Origin of the sequence: Streptococcus sp. 449_SSPC, assembly GCF_001073005.1 — a bacterium.
GTDB lineage: Bacteria > Bacillota > Bacilli > Lactobacillales > Streptococcaceae > Streptococcus > Streptococcus salivarius_F.
This window is the reverse complement of record NZ_JVGR01000030.1, coordinates 112,644-131,268: the sequence shown is the minus strand read 5'-3', so window position 1 is coordinate 131,268 and position 18,625 is coordinate 112,644. Positions and strand designations below refer to the sequence as shown.

The window sequence follows — 18,625 nt, the reverse complement described above, 5'->3', positions numbered from 1 at the left end:
AAAGGTTGGGTAAGTCGTTTAACATCTGATAATGTTAGTGTTTATTTTATTCAAGGAGAGTAGCCACGTCAATGGTAATTATTGATAAAGTAAACATTTGATATGGAGCGATACTAATATTACAAAGTGTCGGAGTAGTATTTTCTACTTTTGGAGTCAGTAGGACTTTCTAAAGAGAAAGTGGAGCAAAAACGCTCCCCTTCAGCTTTCTTTAAGTAACTCAAGCTATACTATGACCATCCTAATAAGTATTGCTGAACATGGTTCGGTAGATCTCACACCTCTGACGCTGAGTCAGACAGTGAAACTTTCTTTTTTTCATAAATTTCCCAAACAAGTCTAACCTACCATAGTTAGGCTTGTTTTTATGAAATAAGCAGAAAGTTTTTCATTAAAAGTAAACGCTTGTGTAAGTAAAATGAAAACGTTAGGCAAAGTCAGTGAAAACGTCTAAAAAACCGTCAATTCATTGACTTTCGTGGAAAATAGGACTAAAATAGCAGGGTAAAAATAATTAAAAAGGAGAATTCTACTATGAATCTAACTATCTTAGCCCTCGGTTTGGCCGTTATGGGTGTATCTGTTGGTGAGGGTATCCTCGTTGCCAATATCGCTAAAGCTGCAGCTCGCCAACCTGAGATGTTTAGCAAACTTCAAACATTGATGTTTACTGGTGTTGCCTTTATCGAAGGTACCTTCTTCGTATTGTTTGCCCTTAGCTACATTGTCTAATAGACAAATAAAAGATGAAGGAGGGATGAGCAGTGGAAACTACAAGTAATCCAACCGTCTCATTATTTGGGATTGATTTTGACTTGACTGTCCTTGCCATGTCTCTCTTGACAGTAATTATCGTTTTTGGAGTGGTTTTCTGGTCAAGTCGTAAGATGACCATTAAACCAAAGGGAAAACAAAATGTGCTTGAGTTCATCTATGAGTTTGTGAACAGTACCATTTCTCAAAGTCTTGGGAAATTCACGAAGAATTATAGTTTGCTCTTGTTTGTAATTTTCACCTTTGTTTTTACAGCAAACAACTTAGGTTTGCTTGTGTCTGTAAAAAGTGAGCATTACAATTTTTGGACTTCTCCAACATCGAACTTCGGTGTTACTATCACTCTTTCTTTGATTATTACCCTCATTAGTCATATTGAGGGGATCCGTAAAAAAGGGTTTAAAGGCTATCTAAAGGGCTACCTTTCACCATACCCAGCTATGCTCCCAATGAACATTTTGGAACAATTAACCAACCTTGCTTCATTGGCCTTGCGTTTGTTTGGTAATATTTATTCTGGTGAGGTACTTACTGGCTTGATTCTTCAATTGATGACCTGGTCTGCCTTTGCAGCACCAGTATCCTTTGCTTTGAACCTTGTCTGGGTTGCCTTTTCAGCCTTTATCGGCTTTATCCAAGCCTATGTCTTTATTATCCTAAGTTCAAACTATATTGGTGATAAAGTCAACGAAGAATAATTAAGAAAGGGAGAAATGAAATGTCATTACTGATTAATAGTACGACACTTGGTAATATCATTATCACACTCGGCTCAGTTTTTCTCTTGTATTACCTCATCCGTAAATTCGCATGGGATCAAATTACAGGAATCTTTGCTGCTCGTGAAAAGAAAATTGCCACAGATATTGATAGTGCTGAAAATGCTCGTCAAGAAGCAGAAAGCTTGGCACAAAAACGTCAAGATGAGTTAGCAGGTGCTCGCACTGAAGCGGCTCAAATTATTGATGGGGCCAAGGAAACTGGTAAAACTCAAGAATCAAAAATCATTGCAGAAGCACATGATGAAGCTAAACGCTTGAAAGAAAAAGCAAATCAAGACATCGCCCAAAGCCGTGTGGAAGCACTTGCTGGAGTTAAAGGTGAAGTTGCAGACTTGACTGTCCTCTTGGCGGAAAAAGTTATGAAACAAAACCTTGATGCTAAAGCGCAATCTGACTTGATTGATAGCTATCTTGATCAATTAGGAGATGCTTAATGGATAAGAAAACACAAGCTCTTGTTGAGCAGTATGCCAGAAGCCTGGTAGAAGTCGCTTTTGAACAAGACGCCGTGTCAACAATCCAAGAAGAAGTAAGGCAAATCCTAACAGTTTTTGCTGAAACAAATCTAAAAACCTTCTTGTCGCAGGAAAATGTGACAAGTGAAGCTAAAAAAGAAAGTTTGAGCTTGTTTCAAGAGTCTTGTTCAGTGTATATGAACAATTTTCTTGAGGTAATCTTACTCAATGACCGTGCCAACATTCTCTATGATGTGTTGAAATTGGTCCTTGAGCTCTTTGATCAAGAAGACAATACTTACGATGTTACAGTGACATCAGCAAGTCCCTTGTCTGAAGAACAAAAAGCTCGACTTTTGGCGATTGTTTCACAAAAATTTGAGATTAAGACACGTCGTTTAGTAGAAAAAATTGATGAGGACCTCATCGGAGGATTCGTCATCAAAGCAAAAAATAAGGTTGTTGACACGTCAATTCGCAGTCAATTGCAAACCTTTAAAACGAATTTGAAATAGAAAGTGGTGTGACTTTTGGCAATTAACGCACAAGAAATTAGCGCTTTAATTAAAAAGCAAATTGAAAACTTCCAGCCAAACTTTGACGTCACTGAAACTGGTGTCGTTACCTATATCGGTGACGGTATCGCACGTGCTCGTGGTCTTGATAATGCTATGAGTGGTGAGTTGCTCGAATTTGAAAATGGTGCCTATGGTATGGCCCAAAACCTTGAAACTAATGATGTCGGTATCATTATCTTGGGGGATTTCGTTGCAATTCGTGAAGGCGATATTGTTAAACGTACTGGAAAAATCATGGAAGTTCCAGTTGGTGAAGCCCTTATCGGTCGTGTAGTAAACCCACTTGGGCAACCAGTTGATGGTCTTGGTGACATCGAAACAACAGGTTTCCGTCCAGTTGAAACACCTGCTCCAGGTGTTATGCAACGTAAATCAGTTTCTGAGCCATTGCAAACTGGTCTTAAGGCCATTGATGCCTTGGTTCCAATTGGACGTGGTCAACGTGAATTGATCATCGGAGACCGCCAAACTGGTAAAACTTCAGTAGCCATTGATGCTATCTTGAACCAAAAAGGTCAAGATATGATCTGTATCTATGTGGCTATTGGTCAAAAAGAATCAACAGTTCGTACACAAGTAGAAACTCTCCGTAAACACGGTGCTCTTGATTACACAATCGTTGTGACTGCCTCTGCATCACAACCATCACCATTGCTTTACATTGCGCCTTATGCTGGTGTTGCAATGGCTGAAGAGTTCATGTATAACGGAAAACACGTATTGATTGTTTATGATGATTTGTCTAAACAAGCCGTGGCCTACCGTGAACTTTCATTGCTTCTCCGTCGTCCACCAGGTCGTGAAGCCTACCCAGGGGATGTCTTCTATCTCCACTCACGTCTTTTGGAACGTTCAGCTAAAGTTTCAGATGATCTTGGTGGTGGTTCTATTACCGCCTTGCCAATCATCCAAACGCAAGCCGGAGATATCTCAGCTTACATCGCAACAAACGTTATTTCAATCACAGATGGACAAATCTTCTTGCAAGAAAACTTGTTTAACTCAGGTATTCGTCCAGCCATTGATGCGGGTTCTTCTGTATCACGTGTAGGTGGATCAGCGCAAATTAAAGCGATGAAGAAGGTTGCTGGCACACTTCGTCTTGACTTGGCTTCATATCGTGAACTTGAAGCATTTACGCAATTTGGTTCAGATTTGGATGCTGCGACTCAAGCGAAATTGAACCGTGGTCGTCGTACAATCGAAGTTTTGAAACAACCGCTTCATAAACCACTTCCAGTTGAGAAACAAGTTGTTATCCTTTATGCTCTGACACACGGTTTCTTGGATAGTGTTCCGGTTGATCAAATCTTGGATTTTGAAGAAGCACTCTATGACTACTTTGATAGTCACCATGAGGATATCTTTGAAACTATTCGTACAACTAAGGATCTTCCTGAGGAATCTGTACTTAATGAAGCTATCCAAGCTTTCAAAGATCAGTCAGAATACAAATAGAAATAGGGAGGACAGCATATGGCAGGCTCTCTAAGAGAAATCCAAGCAAAAATTGCTTCAACAAAGAAAACGAGTCAGATCACAGGAGCCATGCAAATGGTTTCTGCCTCAAAATTGACACGTTCTGAGCAAGCTGCTAAAGATTTCCAAATCTATGCCTCAAAAATTAGACAGATCACAACAGATCTTCTACATTCAGAATTGATTAATGGTTCGTCAAATCCAATGTTGGATGCACGCCCAGTTCGTAAGACAGGTTACATTGTCATTACTTCAGATAAGGGACTTGTTGGAGGTTATAACTCAACAATTCTTAAAGCTGTGTTGGACATGATTAAACGTGACCATGATTCTGAAGATGAATATGCTATCATTTCTATTGGTGGAACAGGTTCAGATTTCTTCAAGGCTCGTAACATGAATGTTGCTTTTGAACTTCGTGGCCTTGAAGATCAACCTAGTTTTGAACAAGTCGGAAAAATCATTTCTAAAGCAGTAGGAATGTATCAAAATGAACTTTTTGATGAACTTTATGTGTGCTACAACCACCATGTCAACAGTTTGTCAAGTGAGGTTCGTGTTGAACAAATGCTTCCTATCGCTGATTTGGATCCCAATGAATCAGAAGGTCATGTGTTGACCAAGTTTGAATTGGAACCAGATCGTGACACTATTTTGGATCAACTCTTGCCACAATATGCTGAGAGCCTTATCTACGGTGCTATCGTAGATGCCAAAACAGCTGAGCACGCAGCTGGTATGACTGCAATGCAGACAGCCACTGATAATGCTAAGAATGTGATTAACGATTTGACAATCCAATATAACCGTGCGCGTCAAGCTGCCATCACTCAGGAAATTACTGAAATCGTTGGTGGTGCAAGTGCACTTGAATAGCTAGAGATTTGTCTTAATTAGACACACATGAAAAAAGGATGATTGTCATCCAGAAAACTATCATAAGGAGAAAACAATGAGCTCAGGCAAAATTGCTCAGGTTGTTGGTCCTGTTGTAGACGTAGCGTTTGCAGCTGGTGATAAACTTCCTGAGATTAACAATGCATTGGTCGTTTATACTGATGAACAAAAGTCTAAACGTATCGTGCTCGAAGTAGCTCTTGAACTTGGAGAAGGTGTGGTTCGTACCATTGCCATGGAATCTACTGATGGATTGACTCGTGGACTAGAAGTTCTGGACACTGGTCGTCCAATCAGCGTTCCTGTTGGTAAAGATACCCTTGGACGTGTCTTTAACGTTCTTGGTGATACCATTGACTTGGAAGCACCTTTTGCAGACGATGCAGAGCGTGAACCAATTCACAAAAAAGCACCAACTTTCGATGAATTGTCAACATCTACTGAAATCCTTGAAACAGGGATTAAAGTTATTGACTTGCTAGCCCCTTACCTTAAGGGTGGTAAAGTCGGACTCTTCGGTGGTGCCGGTGTTGGTAAAACTGTTCTTATTCAAGAGTTGATTCACAACATTGCCCAAGAGCACGGTGGTATTTCCGTGTTTACAGGTGTTGGTGAACGTACACGTGAAGGTAATGACCTTTACTGGGAAATGAAAGAATCTGGCGTTATCGAGAAAACAGCCATGGTCTTCGGTCAAATGAACGAACCACCTGGAGCACGTATGCGTGTTGCCCTTACTGGTTTGACAATCGCGGAATACTTTCGTGATGTCGAAGGTCAAGACGTGCTTCTCTTCATCGATAACATCTTCCGTTTCACTCAAGCAGGTTCGGAGGTTTCTGCCCTTCTTGGTCGTATGCCATCAGCCGTTGGTTACCAACCTACACTTGCTACTGAAATGGGTCAATTGCAAGAACGTATCACATCAACTAAAAAAGGTTCTGTTACATCAATCCAAGCCATCTACGTTCCAGCCGATGACTATACTGACCCAGCGCCAGCTACAGCATTTGCTCACTTGGATTCAACAACCAACCTTGAACGTAAGTTGACACAAATGGGTATTTACCCAGCCGTTGACCCATTGGCATCAAGCTCACGTGCCCTTTCACCTGAAATTGTTGGTGAAGAACACTATGCTGTTGCGACTGAAGTTCAACGTGTGCTTCAACGTTACCGTGAATTGCAAGATATTATCGCTATCCTTGGTATGGATGAATTGTCAGACGAAGAAAAAACATTGGTTGGACGTGCTCGTCGTATCCAATTCTTCTTGTCACAAAACTTCAACGTTGCTGAACAGTTTACAGGTCAACCAGGTTCTTATGTTCCAGTTGCTGAAACCGTTCGTAGCTTTAAGGAAATCCTTGAAGGTAAATATGACAATCTTCCAGAAGATGCCTTCCGTAGCGTAGGTCCAATTGAGGATGTAGTAGCTAAAGCTAAAGCTATGGGCTACTAATGAGGTGAATATATGGCACAAATGACCGTACAAGTGGTAACTCCGGATGGTCTCAAATACGACCACCATGCCAGCTTTATCCACGCGGTTACTAAAGATGGTCAAATTGGTATCTTGCCAGGCCATATTAACTTGATTGCGCCACTTGAAGTGGATGAACTCAAGGTTCGTCGTGTGGATGACGAGAGTCACGTCGATTGGATTGCCGTAAACGGTGGTATCATCGAAGTTAAAGATGATTTTATTACTATCGTTGCCGATTCAGCAGAACGTGAACGCGACATTGACGTTTCTCGTGCCGAACGTGCCAAGCAACGTGCCGAACGTGACTTGGAAGAAGCAACTAAATCTGACCGTATTGATGAAGTTCAACGTGCTCAGGTTGCTCTCCGTCGAGCACTTAATCGTATCAGTGTCGGTACAAAATAAGATAAACAAAAAACGAGACTTTGGTCCCGTTTTTTATTTGTCGTGAAAGAAAACCTAAGAAGTAGCTAAGTTATCAAAGAAAGCTCATTGTAAAACCTATCTGAAGGTAAGATAAAAAATCAGATTTCCAGTCCTGAAAACGGTTAATTTAGCTTTTACTTTAGTTTAAGGTGTCAAAGTGTTATAATATAAGCTGTTAGCTTTATATTTTAAGAGAAAATGTAGAGTAACGTAATAGAAAGTATGAGTTTTTTAAAGATATGAAAATTGAAAAGAAGCATCTTTTAGATTACACCATCTTGATACCTTATTTAATCTTATCTATAGTTGGTTTAATAGTAGTGTATTCAACAACGAGTGCTCGTTTAGTAGCCTTTGGTGCCAATCCCTTCGCATCTGTTATGAACCAAGGGGCCTTTTGGTTGCTATCCTTGTTCTCTATTTTTTTCATCTACCGACTGAAATTGAACTTTCTCAGGAAAGATAAGCTTTTGGGTAGTGTTATTGCCTTTGAGATTTTACTTTTGGTCATTGCTAAGTTTTTCACTAGGGAAATTAATGGTGCCAATGGTTGGATTGTGCTTGGTCCCTTGTCTTTCCAACCAGCGGAGTACCTTAAGATCATTGTTGTCTGGTTTTTGGCACACACTTTTTCAAAAAAACAGTCTGCTATAGAACGTTATGACTATCAAGCCTTGACGAAGAATAGATGGATTCCTAGGAATGGTAAGGAACTTAATGACTGGCGTGTTTATTTGCTTGTAATGATTGGTTTGGTTGCTATCCAACCTGACTTGGGTAATGCGGCTATCATTGTATTAACTACGATAGTTATGTTTTCAATTTCTGGTGTTGGCTACCGTTGGTTCACGGCCTTATTTGCCGGCATTGTAGGGATTTCATCAGCCTTCCTTGGTTTAATTGCCTTGGTTGGGGTTCAAACCATGGCTAAGGTACCTATCTTCGGTTATGTTGCCAAGCGTTTCGCAGCATATTTTAATCCGTTCAAGGATTTGACTGGATCTGGTCTCCAGCTATCTCATTCTTACTATGCTATGAGTAATGGGGGCTGGTTCGGTCTTGGACTTGGAAATTCGATTGAAAAAACAGGTTATCTCCCAGAAGCTACAACAGACTTTGTGTTTTCAATTACAATTGAAGAGTTAGGTCTTATCGGAGCTGGCTTGATTCTGGCCCTCCTCTTTTTCCTCATTCTTCGTATTATGATTGTGGGAGTAAAGGCACGAAATCCTTTTAACTCTATGATGGCATTGGGTGTAGGTGCCTTAATGCTAATGCAGGTCTTCGTTAACATCGGAGGAATCTCAGGGCTGATTCCATCAACAGGGGTTACCTTCCCCTTCCTTTCGCAAGGAGGTAACTCTCTTTTAGTGACTTCAGTTGGGATAGCTTTTGTTTTAAATATTGCTGCCAACGAAAAGCGTGATAATATTGTTCAAGCGATTGAGGATGAGTTATCTCAGACTCAAGAATTGGAAAATCAAGATGAAAAAATCGTACCTTTAAGAAGAAGTCGTTAATACGGCTTCTTTTTTCGTTAGATGGTGTTAGGCAGTAGTATGAATATAGTGAAAGCTAATAGGAGCAGTAGAAATAGAATTATTGAAAGGAATATTTGTAATTACTCTAAAGAAAAACTGAAAACTATATAAAATACTTGCAATTCTATGACATTTTGATAGAATAGTAGAGTAAAGTTAGACTGTATTGCCTACTGTCTATCTATAAAATATATTTTATTGGAGGCTTTTCCTAAATGGCAAAAGAAAAATACGATCGTAGTAAACCACACGTTAACATTGGTACAATCGGACACGTTGACCACGGTAAAACTACTTTGACAGCTGCTATCACAACTGTATTGGCTCGTCGTCTTCCTAGCGCAGTTAACACACCAAAAGACTACGCTTCAATCGACGCTGCTCCAGAAGAACGTGAACGCGGTATCACAATCAACACTGCACACGTTGAGTATGAAACTGAAAAACGTCACTACGCTCACATCGACGCGCCAGGACACGCGGACTACGTTAAAAACATGATCACTGGTGCCGCTCAAATGGACGGTGCGATCCTTGTAGTAGCATCTACTGACGGACCAATGCCACAAACTCGTGAGCACATCCTTCTTTCACGTCAGGTTGGTGTTAAACACCTTATCGTCTTCATGAACAAAGTTGACTTGGTTGACGATGAAGAATTGCTTGAATTGGTTGAAATGGAAATCCGTGACCTTCTTTCAGAATACGATTTCCCAGGTGATGACATTCCAGTTATCCAAGGTTCAGCTCTTAAAGCTCTTGAAGGTGATTCTAAGTACGAAGACATCATCATGGACTTGATGAACACTGTTGACGAATACATTCCAGAACCAGAACGTGACACTGACAAACCATTGTTGCTTCCAGTCGAAGACGTATTCTCAATCACTGGTCGTGGTACTGTTGCTTCAGGACGTATCGACCGTGGTGTTGTTCGTGTCAATGACGAAGTTGAAATCGTTGGTCTTAAAGAAGAAATCCAAAAAGCAGTTGTTACTGGTGTTGAAATGTTCCGTAAACAACTTGACGAAGGTATTGCCGGAGATAACGTCGGTGTCCTTCTTCGTGGTATCCAACGTGATGAAATCGAACGTGGTCAAGTATTGGCTGCACCTGGTTCAATCAACCCACACACTAAATTCAAAGGTGAAGTTTACATCCTTTCTAAAGAAGAAGGTGGACGTCACACTCCATTCTTCAACAACTACCGTCCACAGTTCTACTTCCGTACAACTGACGTAACAGGTTCAATCGAACTTCCTGCAGGTACTGAAATGGTTATGCCTGGTGATAACGTGACTATCGACGTTGAGTTGATCCACCCAATCGCCGTTGAACAAGGTACAACATTCTCTATCCGTGAAGGTGGACGTACTGTTGGTTCAGGTATCGTATCTGAAATCGAAGCTTAATTAATATTAAGTTCCCAATACAATTATTCGTCAGACAATAATTGAGAGAGTCGAGGTTACTCGGCTCTTTTTGGTGTTTAAAAATACTTGTGATTCTATGCTTTTAAACTGTTTAAGGTCCTTAAGCTAAGTTTTGATAGTGATAAATAGACATAAAGCAGATCGAGTTTTCGGAATTTTCCTAAAATCCTAGTAATAGTAAGGGATTTGTGATAAAATAAACGAGTAAATAAATAAAAGAAGAGGTATGTGAAATGTCACGTAAACCATTTATCGCTGGTAACTGGAAAATGAACAAAAATCCAGAAGAAGCAAAAGCATTCGTTGAAGCTGTAGCATCAAAACTTCCTTCATCAGATCTTGTTGAAGCTGGTATCGCAGCTCCTGCAGTTGACTTGACAGCTGTACTTGCCGCTGCTAAAGGTTCAAACCTTAAAGTTGCTGCACAAAACACCTACTTTGAAAATGCTGGTGCCTTCACTGGTGAAACTAGCCCACATGTTTTGAAAGAAATCGGTACTGACTACGTTGTTATCGGTCACTCAGAACGTCGTGACTACTTCCACGAAACTGATGAAGATATCAACAAAAAAGCAAAAGCAATCTTTGCGAACGGTATGCTTCCAATCATTTGTTGTGGTGAAAGCCTTGAAACTTACGAAGCTGGTAAAGCAGCAGAATTCGTAGGTGCTCAAGTTTCAGCTGCTCTTGCTGGATTGACTGCAGAACAAGTAGCTTCAACAGTAATCGCCTACGAACCAATCTGGGCTATCGGTACTGGTAAATCTGCTTCACAAGACGACGCACAAAAAATGTGTAAAGTTGTTCGTGACGTTGTAGCTGCTGACTTTGGTCAAGAAGTGGCTGACAAAGTACGTGTTCAATACGGTGGTTCAGTTAAACCTGAAAATGTTGCTGAATACATGGCTTGTCCAGACGTTGACGGAGCTCTTGTAGGTGGTGCATCACTTGAAGCTGAAAGCTTCTTGGCATTGCTTGACTTCGTTAAATAATTTTACATAAAGTTGGGGTTTCCCTCGGCTTTTTTGTTTTTTGATGAATAGATTTAATAATTGCTTGGGATAAGACAAATGCTATTGGTTTGTAAAAACGAACGCTTTAGGTCCTGTATTTTATAGGTTTAGGGGCTCACAAATAGGATTGGATTGCCCAAAGAGATAGATAATATGCTATAATTAAAATAGTATAACTAGAGCTCAGACGCTAATAGTCTGTATGCTCCGCATTTTTTTCCAAAAAAGGAGAGTTAGAATCATGACTTTTGATGCAATTGACCAAATGGCGGTCAGCACTATTCGTTCGCTTTCGATCGAGGCAATTCAAGCCGCGAATTCTGGGCACCCAGGTCTTCCTATGGGTGCAGCGCCAATGGCTTATGTGCTTTGGAACCATGTGATGAATGTCAATCCAAAGACTAGCCGTAACTGGACAAACCGTGACCGTTTTGTTCTTTCTGCTGGTCATGGTTCTGCCTTGCTTTATAGTCTATTGCACCTTTCTGGCTATGATGTGACAATGGACGACTTGAAGAATTTCCGTCAATGGGGCTCTAAGACTCCAGGTCACCCAGAAGTTAACCATACTGATGGTGTTGAAGCAACATCAGGTCCTCTTGGTCAAGGGATTGCTAATGCTGTAGGTATGGCAATAGCTGAAGCACACTTGACAGCTAAATTTAACAAACCTGGTTTTGATATTGTTGACCATTATACTTATGCTCTCCATGGCGATGGTTGTTTGATGGAAGGTGTTTCGCAAGAAGCTGCCAGTCTTGCTGGTCACCTTAAACTTGGTAAGTTGGTACTTCTTTACGATTCAAATGATATCTCACTTGATGGACCAACTTCAATGGCTTTCACAGAAGATGTTAAGGCTAAGTTTGAAGCTTATGGTTGGCAACACATTCTTGTCAAAGATGGTAATGATTTGGAAGCTATTGCTAAAGCCATCGAAGAAGCTAAGGCTGAGTCAGATAAACCATCTATCATTGAAGTTAAGACAATCATTGGTTATGGAGCTGAAGGACAAGGAACATCAGCTGTCCACGGTGCTCCAATCGGTCAAGATGGCATTGATCACGCAAAAGGTGTTTACGGTTATGATGCACCGGCATTTACAGTTCCAGATGAAGTTGCTCGTCGTTTTGAAGCTGGTATTAAATTCCGTGGTGAAGCTGCTGAAAATGCTTGGCAAACTAAATTTGCAGAATATGAAAGTGCTTACCCAAAATTGGCTGCTGAATACAAGGCTGCCTTTGCAAATGAACCTGTACACGTTGACTTGAATGCTCATGAATTGGGTTCAGCAGTAGCTAGCCGTGTGTCAAGCCAACAAGCTATCCAACAGATTTCTGAGCAAGTTCCTTCATTCTGGGGAGGTTCAGCAGACCTTTCAGCTTCTAACAATACTATGGTTAAGGCTGAGTCTGATTTCCAAGCAGATAACTATGCTGGACGTAATATTTGGTTTGGTGTGCGTGAGTTTGCTATGGCTGCAGCGATGAATGGTATTGCTCTTCATGGTGGTACTCGTGTTTATGGTGGTACCTTCTTCGTCTTCTCAAACTACTTGCTTCCAGCAGTACGTATGGCAGCTCTTCAAAACTTGCCAGTAACTTATGTAATGACACACGACTCAGTAGCAGTTGGTGAAGATGGACCTACTCACGAACCAATCGAACAATTGGCAAGTGTGCGTTCAATGCCTAACCTTAACGTTATCCGTCCTGCAGATGGTAATGAAACTAATGCTGCATGGAAACGTGCCTTGGCTGAGACTGAACGTCCAACAATGCTAGTCTTGACACGTCAAAACTTGCCAGTCCTTGATGGTACTGCTGAAAATGCTGAAACTGGTGTCAATAAAGGAGCTTACATCATCTCAGAAGCAAAAGGTGATCTTGATGGTATCATCATTGCAACTGGTTCTGAAGTGAAATTGGCTCTTGATACGCAGGCTGCTCTTGAAGCTGAAGGTGTGCATGTTCGTGTTGTTTCAATGCCATCACAAAATCTCTTTGATGAACAAGATGCTGCATATAAAGAAGAAGTTCTTCCAGCAGCTGTGACAAAACGTTTGGCTATTGAAGCTGGAACTAGCTTTGGTTGGGGCAAATACGTTGGTCTTGCAGGTAAAACACTTACTATTGATACTTGGGGTGCCTCAGCACCTGGTGACCGTATCTTTAAAGAATATGGTTTCACTGTTGAAAATGCAAGTCAACTTTACAAATCATTGTAAGAAGAGAAAGAGCTTGGCTAGTCCAAGTTCTTTTTTGTAAATGTTATATAGAACTTGACTTTTTAGGGCATAGTGTTAGAATGACTGTGTCAGCCGATTTAGCTCAGTTGGTAGAGCAACGCACTCGTAACGCGTAGGTCACAGGTTCGAAACCTGCAATCGGCATGGTCAGAAGTATTCAGATAGAAACAGGGGTTTTTAGAAACCTCTGTTTTCTTTTGTCCTTGATTGTTCATTTGAGCTAAAATTTGATAAAATAGAAGATGAAAAAAATCAGAAGGAAGTATCATGTCAAAAGGGTTATTAATCTCAATTGAAGGGCCAGACGGTGCTGGAAAGACTACAGTTTTGGAGGCGCTTTTGCCTCGTCTTAGAGAAGCCTATCCAGTCAAAGTCGTGACGACACGTGAACCAGGCGGAGTAGCTATTGCAGAGCAAATCCGTGAGGTTATTTTGGATGTCAATAATACGGCTATGGATGCTAAGACAGAGCTCTTGCTCTATATTGCGGCTCGTCGTCAACATCTGGTTGAGAAGGTTTTGCCAGAGCTTGAAAAAGGCAATATGGTCATCATGGATCGTTTTATTGATTCATCAGTTGCTTATCAAGGTACTGGCCGTGGCTTGAATCAGGATGAGATTGCCTGGTTAAATGCCTATGCGACCGATGGTTATAAACCTGATGTGACCCTATTGTTTGATGTGGATTCTGAGACTGGTTTGGCCCGCATTGCAGCCAGCAGTGAACGTGAAGTCAATCGGTTGGATTTAGAGAAGCTTGACTTGCATCAGCGTGTACGTCAAGGTTATTTAGATTTAGCACAGGCTGAACCAGAACGTATCAAGCTAATCGATGCCTCACAGGCTTTTGAAGATGTTGTAGAGGACGCTTGGAAAGTAATTAAAGGCTATTTATAAGGAGCAAGATGAAGTTAGCTGAAAGTCAAAGCAAACTATTTGAAGAGTTTTCACAAATTATTAGGGAAAATCGTTTGAGTCATGCTTATTTGTTTTCGGGTGATTTTGGAAGTCTCGATATGGCTATTTGGCTAGCACAGAGTCGTTTTTGTGTGACTCCTGAGGATGGTCTACCTTGTGGTCATTGTCGTCCCTGTCGCTTGATTGCACAGGGGGACTTTTCTGATGTTAAATTAGTAGAGCCACAAGGACAGATTATTAAGACGGACACGATTCGTCAGTTGACCAGAGAGTTTAGTCAATCGAGTTTTGAGGGGCAGGCTCAGGTGTTTATCATTCGTGATGCAGATAAGATGCATGTCAATGCTGCCAATAGTCTATTAAAGTTTATTGAAGAACCTCAAAGTCAGATTTATATTTTTCTTTTGACAGCTGATGATAGTCGTATGTTACCGACGATTAAAAGTCGAGCTCAACTCTTTTATTTTCCTAAGAATCGGGCTTATCTGGAAGAATTGCTGCAGAAGGAAGGCTTGTTGTTGACACAAGCCAAAGTGTTGGCGGATTTTGCCAAAGATGATGTTCAGGCTTTAGACTTAGCTAAGGATAATAGGATTCTTGATCTGATTAATACAGTAGAGCGTTTCACACAGTCCCTGCTATCTAATCAGGACCTGCTTTATTTAGATGTTGCAAAACTGGCTGTCCAGTGTAGTGAAAAGTCGGAACAAGAGATGGTCTGGGCTTTTTTAACTTATCAATTGGGGAAGGATATACAAAATCCACAAGCAAGACGATGGCTAGACTTGGTTTATGAGGCACGAAAAATGTGGCTAGCTAATGTCAGCTTTCAAAATGCGATGGAGTATATGGTATTATCATGACAGAAGTCATTGGAATAAAATTTGAAGAAACTGGAGCAGTAGAATATGTTGTTCCTGATAAAAATTATGCCAAAGATGACTTTGTAGTCGTTTTGGAGAAAAAAGATAAGCGCCTAGCTCAGGTTGTCATGGAAAACGCTGATTTTCCTGAGGTTAGTTTGCCTGCGGATTTGAATCGGGTTGAAGGATTGGCAGGGGAGAAAGATTTCGCTAGATATGATGAAAATCTTTTGAAGGCTGAAAAGAGTATGGGAGTAGTAGCTGATTTAATTGCTCAAAATCAGCTAGAAATGAAGGTGGTTGACATTGTCTTTCCGCTAAACTGCTCTTATGTGCTAATCAGTTTTGTTGCTGAAAAACGGGTAGATTTTCGTCAATTGCTCAAAGATTTGGCTTCTTACTTTAAGACACGTATTGAGTTGCGCCAAATTTCGAGTCGTGAGGAATCAAAGATTTATGGTGGCCTAGGACCTTGTGGTCGAGCACTTTGTTGTTCTAGTTTTTTGGGTGAATTCCCACCAGTATCAATTAAGATGGCTAAAAACCAAAGTTTATCTTTGAATTCTGGTAAGATGAATGGGGTCTGTGGTCGACTTATGTGTTGTCTCAGTTATGAAGATGACTTTTACCGAGATAGCAAGGCTAGTTATCCTGACTTGGGTGATGACATTGAAACCAAGGATGGTACAGGTCAGGTCGTTGCCATTGATGTAATTGCAGGGACCATTAAGGTTGTATTTGAAAAAGGGCGTGCGCCCCTAACTTATGGAGTGGAGGAAGTTCAGCTAAATGGAAAAGCGTGAATTGTATGATAAATTCGAGGAATTATCACAAAATTTGATGTCGATGTTGGCAGAAGTGGAAGCGATTAAGGCGAACTTCTCAGGGATTCTTGATGAAAATACGGCCCTCAAGTTGGAAAACGACAAGCTACGTGAGCACTTGAGTCAAGTGGTTCAAGAGGAGACGGGGACTAAAATGTCTCATGGTAAGGTGAACCTCGAGGCTATTTACGATGATGGATTCCATATTTGTCCAGATTTTTATGGCCAACGTCGTGATAATAATGAAGCTTGTGGCTTCTGTGCAGAATTGTTGTACGGAGACTAAACATGCAGGTTCAAAAGAGTTTTAAGGGGCAATCTAGCTACGGTACCCTCTATCTGGTTCCCACACCTATTGGGAATTTGCAGGATATGACTTTTCGTAGTGTGCAAATCCTGAAAGAGGTGGATCTTATTTGTGCGGAGGACACGCGCAATACGGGTCTCTTGCTCAAGCATTTTGAGATTGAAACGAAGCAGTATTCTTTTCATGAGCACAATGCTTATGAGAAAATTCCAGATTTACTGGAGCGCTTGAAGTCAGGTCTTTCTTTGGCTCAGGTTTCTGATGCGGGGATGCCTTCTATTTCGGATCCTGGGCATGATTTGGTCAAAGCTGCCATTGCTGAGGATATTCCAGTGGTGGCCTTACCGGGAGCATCGGCTGGTATTACAGCCTTGATTGCCAGTGGTTTAGCACCCCAACCTCATATTTTTTATGGCTTCCTACCCCGTAAAAAAGGACAACAGATTGATTTCTTCAAGGAAAAACTGTCTTATCCTGAGACACAGATTTTTTACGAGTCACCTTACCGTGTGGCGGATACTCTTGAAAATATGCATGAGGTCTATGGCAACCGTCAAGTAACTTTAGTTCGAGAATTGACCAAGCTTTATGAAGAGTACCAACGAGGATCTATTTCAGAAGTTTTAGATTATATTGCTAGTAATCCTCTCAAGGGTGAATGTTTACTGATTGTGGCTGGAGCTTCTGAAAATGATAAGGAAGAAAATCTAACATCAAATGTTAACCCGGTAGAGGCTGTAGAAGCTTTAATTGCCTCTGGAATGAAACCTAATCAGGCTATAAAAACCGTTGCTAAAGAGCGAAAAATGAATAGACAAGAGCTTTATAACCTTTTTCATGGGGTTTAAGAGGCTCTTTTTTTGTGGCAACACAAGATGTTAGAAAAGAAAGAATTATCGAAAAATTCCGTAAATAAACTTGTATGCCTCATAATTTTGTGTTATATTATCTGACATAAAATAATTTACGCATTGGAGTGGTTTCATGGATACAGGTAGCAGTGCCTTTATATTGATTTGTTCTGCCATGGTTTGTTTGATGACACCGGCCTTGGCCTTCTTCTATGGTGGGCTTGGACGTCGTAAGAATGTTATCAATACCATGATGATGTCTATTCTTCCCTTAGCTATAGCTTCTCTCTTGTGGATTGTTGTTGGCTACTCGCTTTCTTTTGGCGGTCATGGAAATTTCTTCGGTAATTTCAGTCACCTTTTTTTAAATGGTGTGTCTGAAACGGCCTCAAGCCGTGGTTTAACCATTTCTGATATGCTGTTTGCTGCTTTTCAGATGATGTTTTCGATTATCTGTGTGGCGATATTGACGGGTTCAGTGGTAGGACGGATGCGCTTTACACCTTTAGCCATTTTTGTTGTCTTTTGGTTACTTTTTGTCTATTATCCATTTGCACATATGGTTTGGGATGAAGGGCTCCTTGCAAAATGGGGGACGATTGACTTTGCAGGTGGTGATGTGGTTCATATTACCTCAGGTGTATCAGCCCTAGTTTTAGCAATCGTTGTTGGTAAACGGCGTGATTTTGGCATTTTAGAACACCGTCCTCATAATGTTCCTTTTGTCCTATTAGGAGCGGGTCTCTTATGGTTTGGTTGGTTTGGCTTTAATGCAGGATCAGCCTTGGCTGCTAATGGTTTGGCAGTTCACGCGCTAGTAACCACTCATGTGTCAGCTGCTGCAGCCATGTTTTCATGGTTGGCAATTGAAAAACATGTCACAGGACATCCATCCTTGGTTGGTGGTTCAACCGGTTTGGTAGCAGGTCTAGTTGCAATCACACCTGGAGCTGGTTTTGTTTCAATTTGGAGTGCTATTCTAATTGGTCTTATGGTTAGTCCGATTTGTTTCTATGCTATTTCAGTCTTGAAGAAACGTTTTGCCTATGATGATGCTTTGGACGCTTTTGGTTGCCATGGTGTTGGAGGTATCTTTGGTGGTTTGGCCACTGCAATTTTTACGACACCAGATTTAGCCCTAGATAAGGCCAATATTGGTTTAATCTATGGAAAGGCGCATCTGTTTATAGTGACTATTTTAGCTATTATCTTTACAGCTATTTGGTCTGCTCTTGTGACCTATGGTATTATTAAAGTAATTGCTCATTATATGCCTTTGCGTGTTAGTGACCGTGATGAAGCTATTGGTCTTGATGACTGTGAACACAAGGAAACAGCCTATCCAACCTTTATGGGCTTAGATTCGTAGGAGAATACAGATGAAAAAAGTAGAAGCGATTATTCGTTCGGATAAATTGGAAGATTTGAAAAATGCCTTGACTGGTAGTGGTTTGGCCAAGGGGATGACTGTAAGTCAAGTTCTGGGTTATGGTAATCAACGTGGCTTTGCAGAGTTTGTTCGTGGACAGCGCATTGTTCCTACCTTATTAGCTAAGGTTAAGGTTGAAATTGTAGTTAAGGATATGGCGGTTGACGAAGTTGTTGATGCCATTCGGAGCGCCGTGGCGACAGGAGAAGTTGGTGATGGGAAGATTTTTATTGTTCCTATTGATGATGTTATCCGCATTCGTACTGGTGAACGTGGTGGAGACGCCATTTAATATAATGAAGGCTTAAACCGGTTGGTTTG

The 18,625-nt window shown here is 41.0% G+C and carries 19 protein-coding genes and 1 tRNA gene; all 20 read left to right on the top strand.

Annotated elements, in window-relative coordinates; translation table 11 throughout:
* Positions 1 to 534 precede the first annotated feature (534 nt).
* The 20 genes from ADH51_RS08795 to ADH51_RS08700 all read left to right on the top strand — a co-directional run bounded on the left by ADH51_RS08795 (position 535) and on the right by ADH51_RS08700 (position 18,596).
* Positions 535 to 732, top strand: coding sequence for a F0F1 ATP synthase subunit C (locus ADH51_RS08795; RefSeq protein ID WP_002890193.1), 198 nt, complete (start codon positions 535 to 537; stop codon positions 730 to 732).
* 32 nt (positions 733 to 764) lie between these two features.
* The gene (atpB, locus tag ADH51_RS08790; RefSeq protein ID WP_048676208.1) at positions 765 to 1,472 is read left to right on the top strand and encodes a F0F1 ATP synthase subunit A; all 708 of its coding nucleotides are present in this window, start codon (positions 765 to 767) and stop codon (positions 1,470 to 1,472) included.
* 20 nt (positions 1,473 to 1,492) lie between these two features.
* The gene (atpF, locus tag ADH51_RS08785; protein ID WP_002886161.1) at positions 1,493 to 1,990 is read left to right on the top strand and encodes a F0F1 ATP synthase subunit B; all 498 of its coding nucleotides are present in this window, start codon (positions 1,493 to 1,495) and stop codon (positions 1,988 to 1,990) included.
* A complete protein-coding gene (locus ADH51_RS08780; protein ID WP_002885901.1) occupies positions 1,990 to 2,526 on the top strand; it encodes a F0F1 ATP synthase subunit delta in 537 nt (178 codons plus the stop codon). Before atpF ends, ADH51_RS08780 begins: the two co-directional genes overlap by 1 nt.
* Before the next feature lie 15 nt (positions 2,527 to 2,541).
* On the top strand, positions 2,542 to 4,047 hold the full coding sequence (gene atpA, locus ADH51_RS08775) for a F0F1 ATP synthase subunit alpha (protein WP_038675472.1): 1,506 nt from the start codon (positions 2,542 to 2,544) through the stop codon (positions 4,045 to 4,047).
* 18 nt (positions 4,048 to 4,065) lie between these two features.
* Positions 4,066 to 4,944: a F0F1 ATP synthase subunit gamma gene (locus ADH51_RS08770; RefSeq protein ID WP_002886026.1), complete on the top strand. Its 879-nt coding sequence runs from the start codon at positions 4,066 to 4,068 to the stop codon at positions 4,942 to 4,944.
* A gap of 76 nt (positions 4,945 to 5,020) precedes the next feature.
* Entirely contained in the window at positions 5,021 to 6,427 is a 1,407-nt protein-coding gene (gene atpD / locus ADH51_RS08765) for a F0F1 ATP synthase subunit beta (protein WP_002885994.1), read from the top strand.
* 12 nt (positions 6,428 to 6,439) lie between these two features.
* The gene (locus tag ADH51_RS08760; protein WP_002890211.1) at positions 6,440 to 6,856 is read left to right on the top strand and encodes a F0F1 ATP synthase subunit epsilon; all 417 of its coding nucleotides are present in this window, start codon (positions 6,440 to 6,442) and stop codon (positions 6,854 to 6,856) included.
* A gap of 260 nt (positions 6,857 to 7,116) precedes the next feature.
* On the top strand, positions 7,117 to 8,397 hold the full coding sequence (gene ftsW / locus ADH51_RS08755) for a cell division peptidoglycan polymerase FtsW (protein WP_048676203.1): 1,281 nt from the start codon (positions 7,117 to 7,119) through the stop codon (positions 8,395 to 8,397).
* A 236-nt stretch (positions 8,398 to 8,633) separates the two neighbouring features.
* Complete coding sequence (tuf, locus tag ADH51_RS08750) at positions 8,634 to 9,830, top strand: elongation factor Tu (protein ID WP_002890213.1); 1,197 nt, start codon at positions 8,634 to 8,636, stop codon at positions 9,828 to 9,830.
* Between the two features lie 254 nt (positions 9,831 to 10,084).
* Positions 10,085 to 10,843, top strand: coding sequence for a triose-phosphate isomerase (gene tpiA / locus ADH51_RS08745; RefSeq protein WP_048676201.1), 759 nt, complete (start codon positions 10,085 to 10,087; stop codon positions 10,841 to 10,843).
* 262 nt (positions 10,844 to 11,105) lie between these two features.
* Positions 11,106 to 13,091 (top strand): transketolase, encoded by a 1,986-nt coding sequence (gene tkt / locus ADH51_RS08740; protein ID WP_048676198.1) that lies wholly within the window; start codon positions 11,106 to 11,108, stop codon positions 13,089 to 13,091.
* 92 nt (positions 13,092 to 13,183) lie between these two features.
* A tRNA-Thr gene (locus ADH51_RS08735) sits at positions 13,184 to 13,256 on the top strand.
* Between the two features lie 123 nt (positions 13,257 to 13,379).
* The gene (gene tmk / locus ADH51_RS08730; RefSeq protein WP_004183060.1) at positions 13,380 to 14,009 is read left to right on the top strand and encodes a dTMP kinase; all 630 of its coding nucleotides are present in this window, start codon (positions 13,380 to 13,382) and stop codon (positions 14,007 to 14,009) included.
* A gap of 8 nt (positions 14,010 to 14,017) precedes the next feature.
* Positions 14,018 to 14,893, top strand: coding sequence for a DNA polymerase III subunit delta' (locus ADH51_RS08725; protein ID WP_045771941.1), 876 nt, complete (start codon positions 14,018 to 14,020; stop codon positions 14,891 to 14,893).
* Positions 14,890 to 15,696: a regulatory iron-sulfur-containing complex subunit RicT gene (ricT, locus tag ADH51_RS08720; RefSeq protein WP_048676194.1), complete on the top strand. Its 807-nt coding sequence runs from the start codon at positions 14,890 to 14,892 to the stop codon at positions 15,694 to 15,696. The genes ADH51_RS08725 and ricT overlap by 4 nt, the downstream gene beginning before the upstream one ends.
* Entirely contained in the window at positions 15,683 to 16,003 is a 321-nt protein-coding gene (gene yabA, locus ADH51_RS08715; RefSeq protein ID WP_002887582.1) for a DNA replication initiation control protein YabA, read from the top strand. Before ricT ends, yabA begins: the two co-directional genes overlap by 14 nt.
* Before the next feature lie 2 nt (positions 16,004 to 16,005).
* A complete protein-coding gene (gene rsmI / locus ADH51_RS08710) occupies positions 16,006 to 16,872 on the top strand; it encodes a 16S rRNA (cytidine(1402)-2'-O)-methyltransferase (protein ID WP_048676189.1) in 867 nt (288 codons plus the stop codon).
* A gap of 136 nt (positions 16,873 to 17,008) precedes the next feature.
* Positions 17,009 to 18,244, top strand: a complete 1,236-nt coding sequence (locus ADH51_RS08705) for an ammonium transporter (RefSeq protein ID WP_048676186.1) — start codon at positions 17,009 to 17,011, stop codon at positions 18,242 to 18,244.
* 10 nt (positions 18,245 to 18,254) lie between these two features.
* Positions 18,255 to 18,596 (top strand): P-II family nitrogen regulator, encoded by a 342-nt coding sequence (locus tag ADH51_RS08700; RefSeq protein WP_002886165.1) that lies wholly within the window; start codon positions 18,255 to 18,257, stop codon positions 18,594 to 18,596.
* The last annotated feature ends 29 nt before the right edge of the window (positions 18,597 to 18,625 follow it).

Bases quoted from the DNA above. Each gene is read 5' to 3' on its own strand.
- ADH51_RS08725 (WP_045771941.1), top strand. From the start codon at position 14,018: ATGAAGTTAGCTGAAAGTCAAAGCAAACTATTTGAAGAGTTTTCACAA.
- yabA (WP_002887582.1), top strand. From the start codon at position 15,683: ATGGAAAAGCGTGAATTGTATGATAAATTCGAGGAATTATCACAAAAT.
- ftsW (WP_048676203.1), top strand. From the start codon at position 7,117: ATGAAAATTGAAAAGAAGCATCTTTTAGATTACACCATCTTGATACCT.
- ADH51_RS08770 (WP_002886026.1), top strand. From the start codon at position 4,066: ATGGCAGGCTCTCTAAGAGAAATCCAAGCAAAAATTGCTTCAACAAAG.
- tmk (WP_004183060.1), top strand. From the start codon at position 13,380: ATGTCAAAAGGGTTATTAATCTCAATTGAAGGGCCAGACGGTGCTGGA.
- ricT (WP_048676194.1), top strand. From the start codon at position 14,890: ATGACAGAAGTCATTGGAATAAAATTTGAAGAAACTGGAGCAGTAGAA.
- ADH51_RS08760 (WP_002890211.1), top strand. From the start codon at position 6,440: ATGGCACAAATGACCGTACAAGTGGTAACTCCGGATGGTCTCAAATAC.
- tkt (WP_048676198.1), top strand. From the start codon at position 11,106: ATGACTTTTGATGCAATTGACCAAATGGCGGTCAGCACTATTCGTTCG.
- tuf (WP_002890213.1), top strand. From the start codon at position 8,634: ATGGCAAAAGAAAAATACGATCGTAGTAAACCACACGTTAACATTGGT.
- tpiA (WP_048676201.1), top strand. From the start codon at position 10,085: ATGTCACGTAAACCATTTATCGCTGGTAACTGGAAAATGAACAAAAAT.
- ADH51_RS08705 (WP_048676186.1), top strand. From the start codon at position 17,009: ATGGATACAGGTAGCAGTGCCTTTATATTGATTTGTTCTGCCATGGTT.
- atpF (WP_002886161.1), top strand. From the start codon at position 1,493: ATGTCATTACTGATTAATAGTACGACACTTGGTAATATCATTATCACA.
- rsmI (WP_048676189.1), top strand. From the start codon at position 16,006: ATGCAGGTTCAAAAGAGTTTTAAGGGGCAATCTAGCTACGGTACCCTC.
- ADH51_RS08700 (WP_002886165.1), top strand. From the start codon at position 18,255: ATGAAAAAAGTAGAAGCGATTATTCGTTCGGATAAATTGGAAGATTTG.
- ADH51_RS08780 (WP_002885901.1), top strand. From the start codon at position 1,990: ATGGATAAGAAAACACAAGCTCTTGTTGAGCAGTATGCCAGAAGCCTG.
- atpD (WP_002885994.1), top strand. From the start codon at position 5,021: ATGAGCTCAGGCAAAATTGCTCAGGTTGTTGGTCCTGTTGTAGACGTA.
- ADH51_RS08795 (WP_002890193.1), top strand. From the start codon at position 535: ATGAATCTAACTATCTTAGCCCTCGGTTTGGCCGTTATGGGTGTATCT.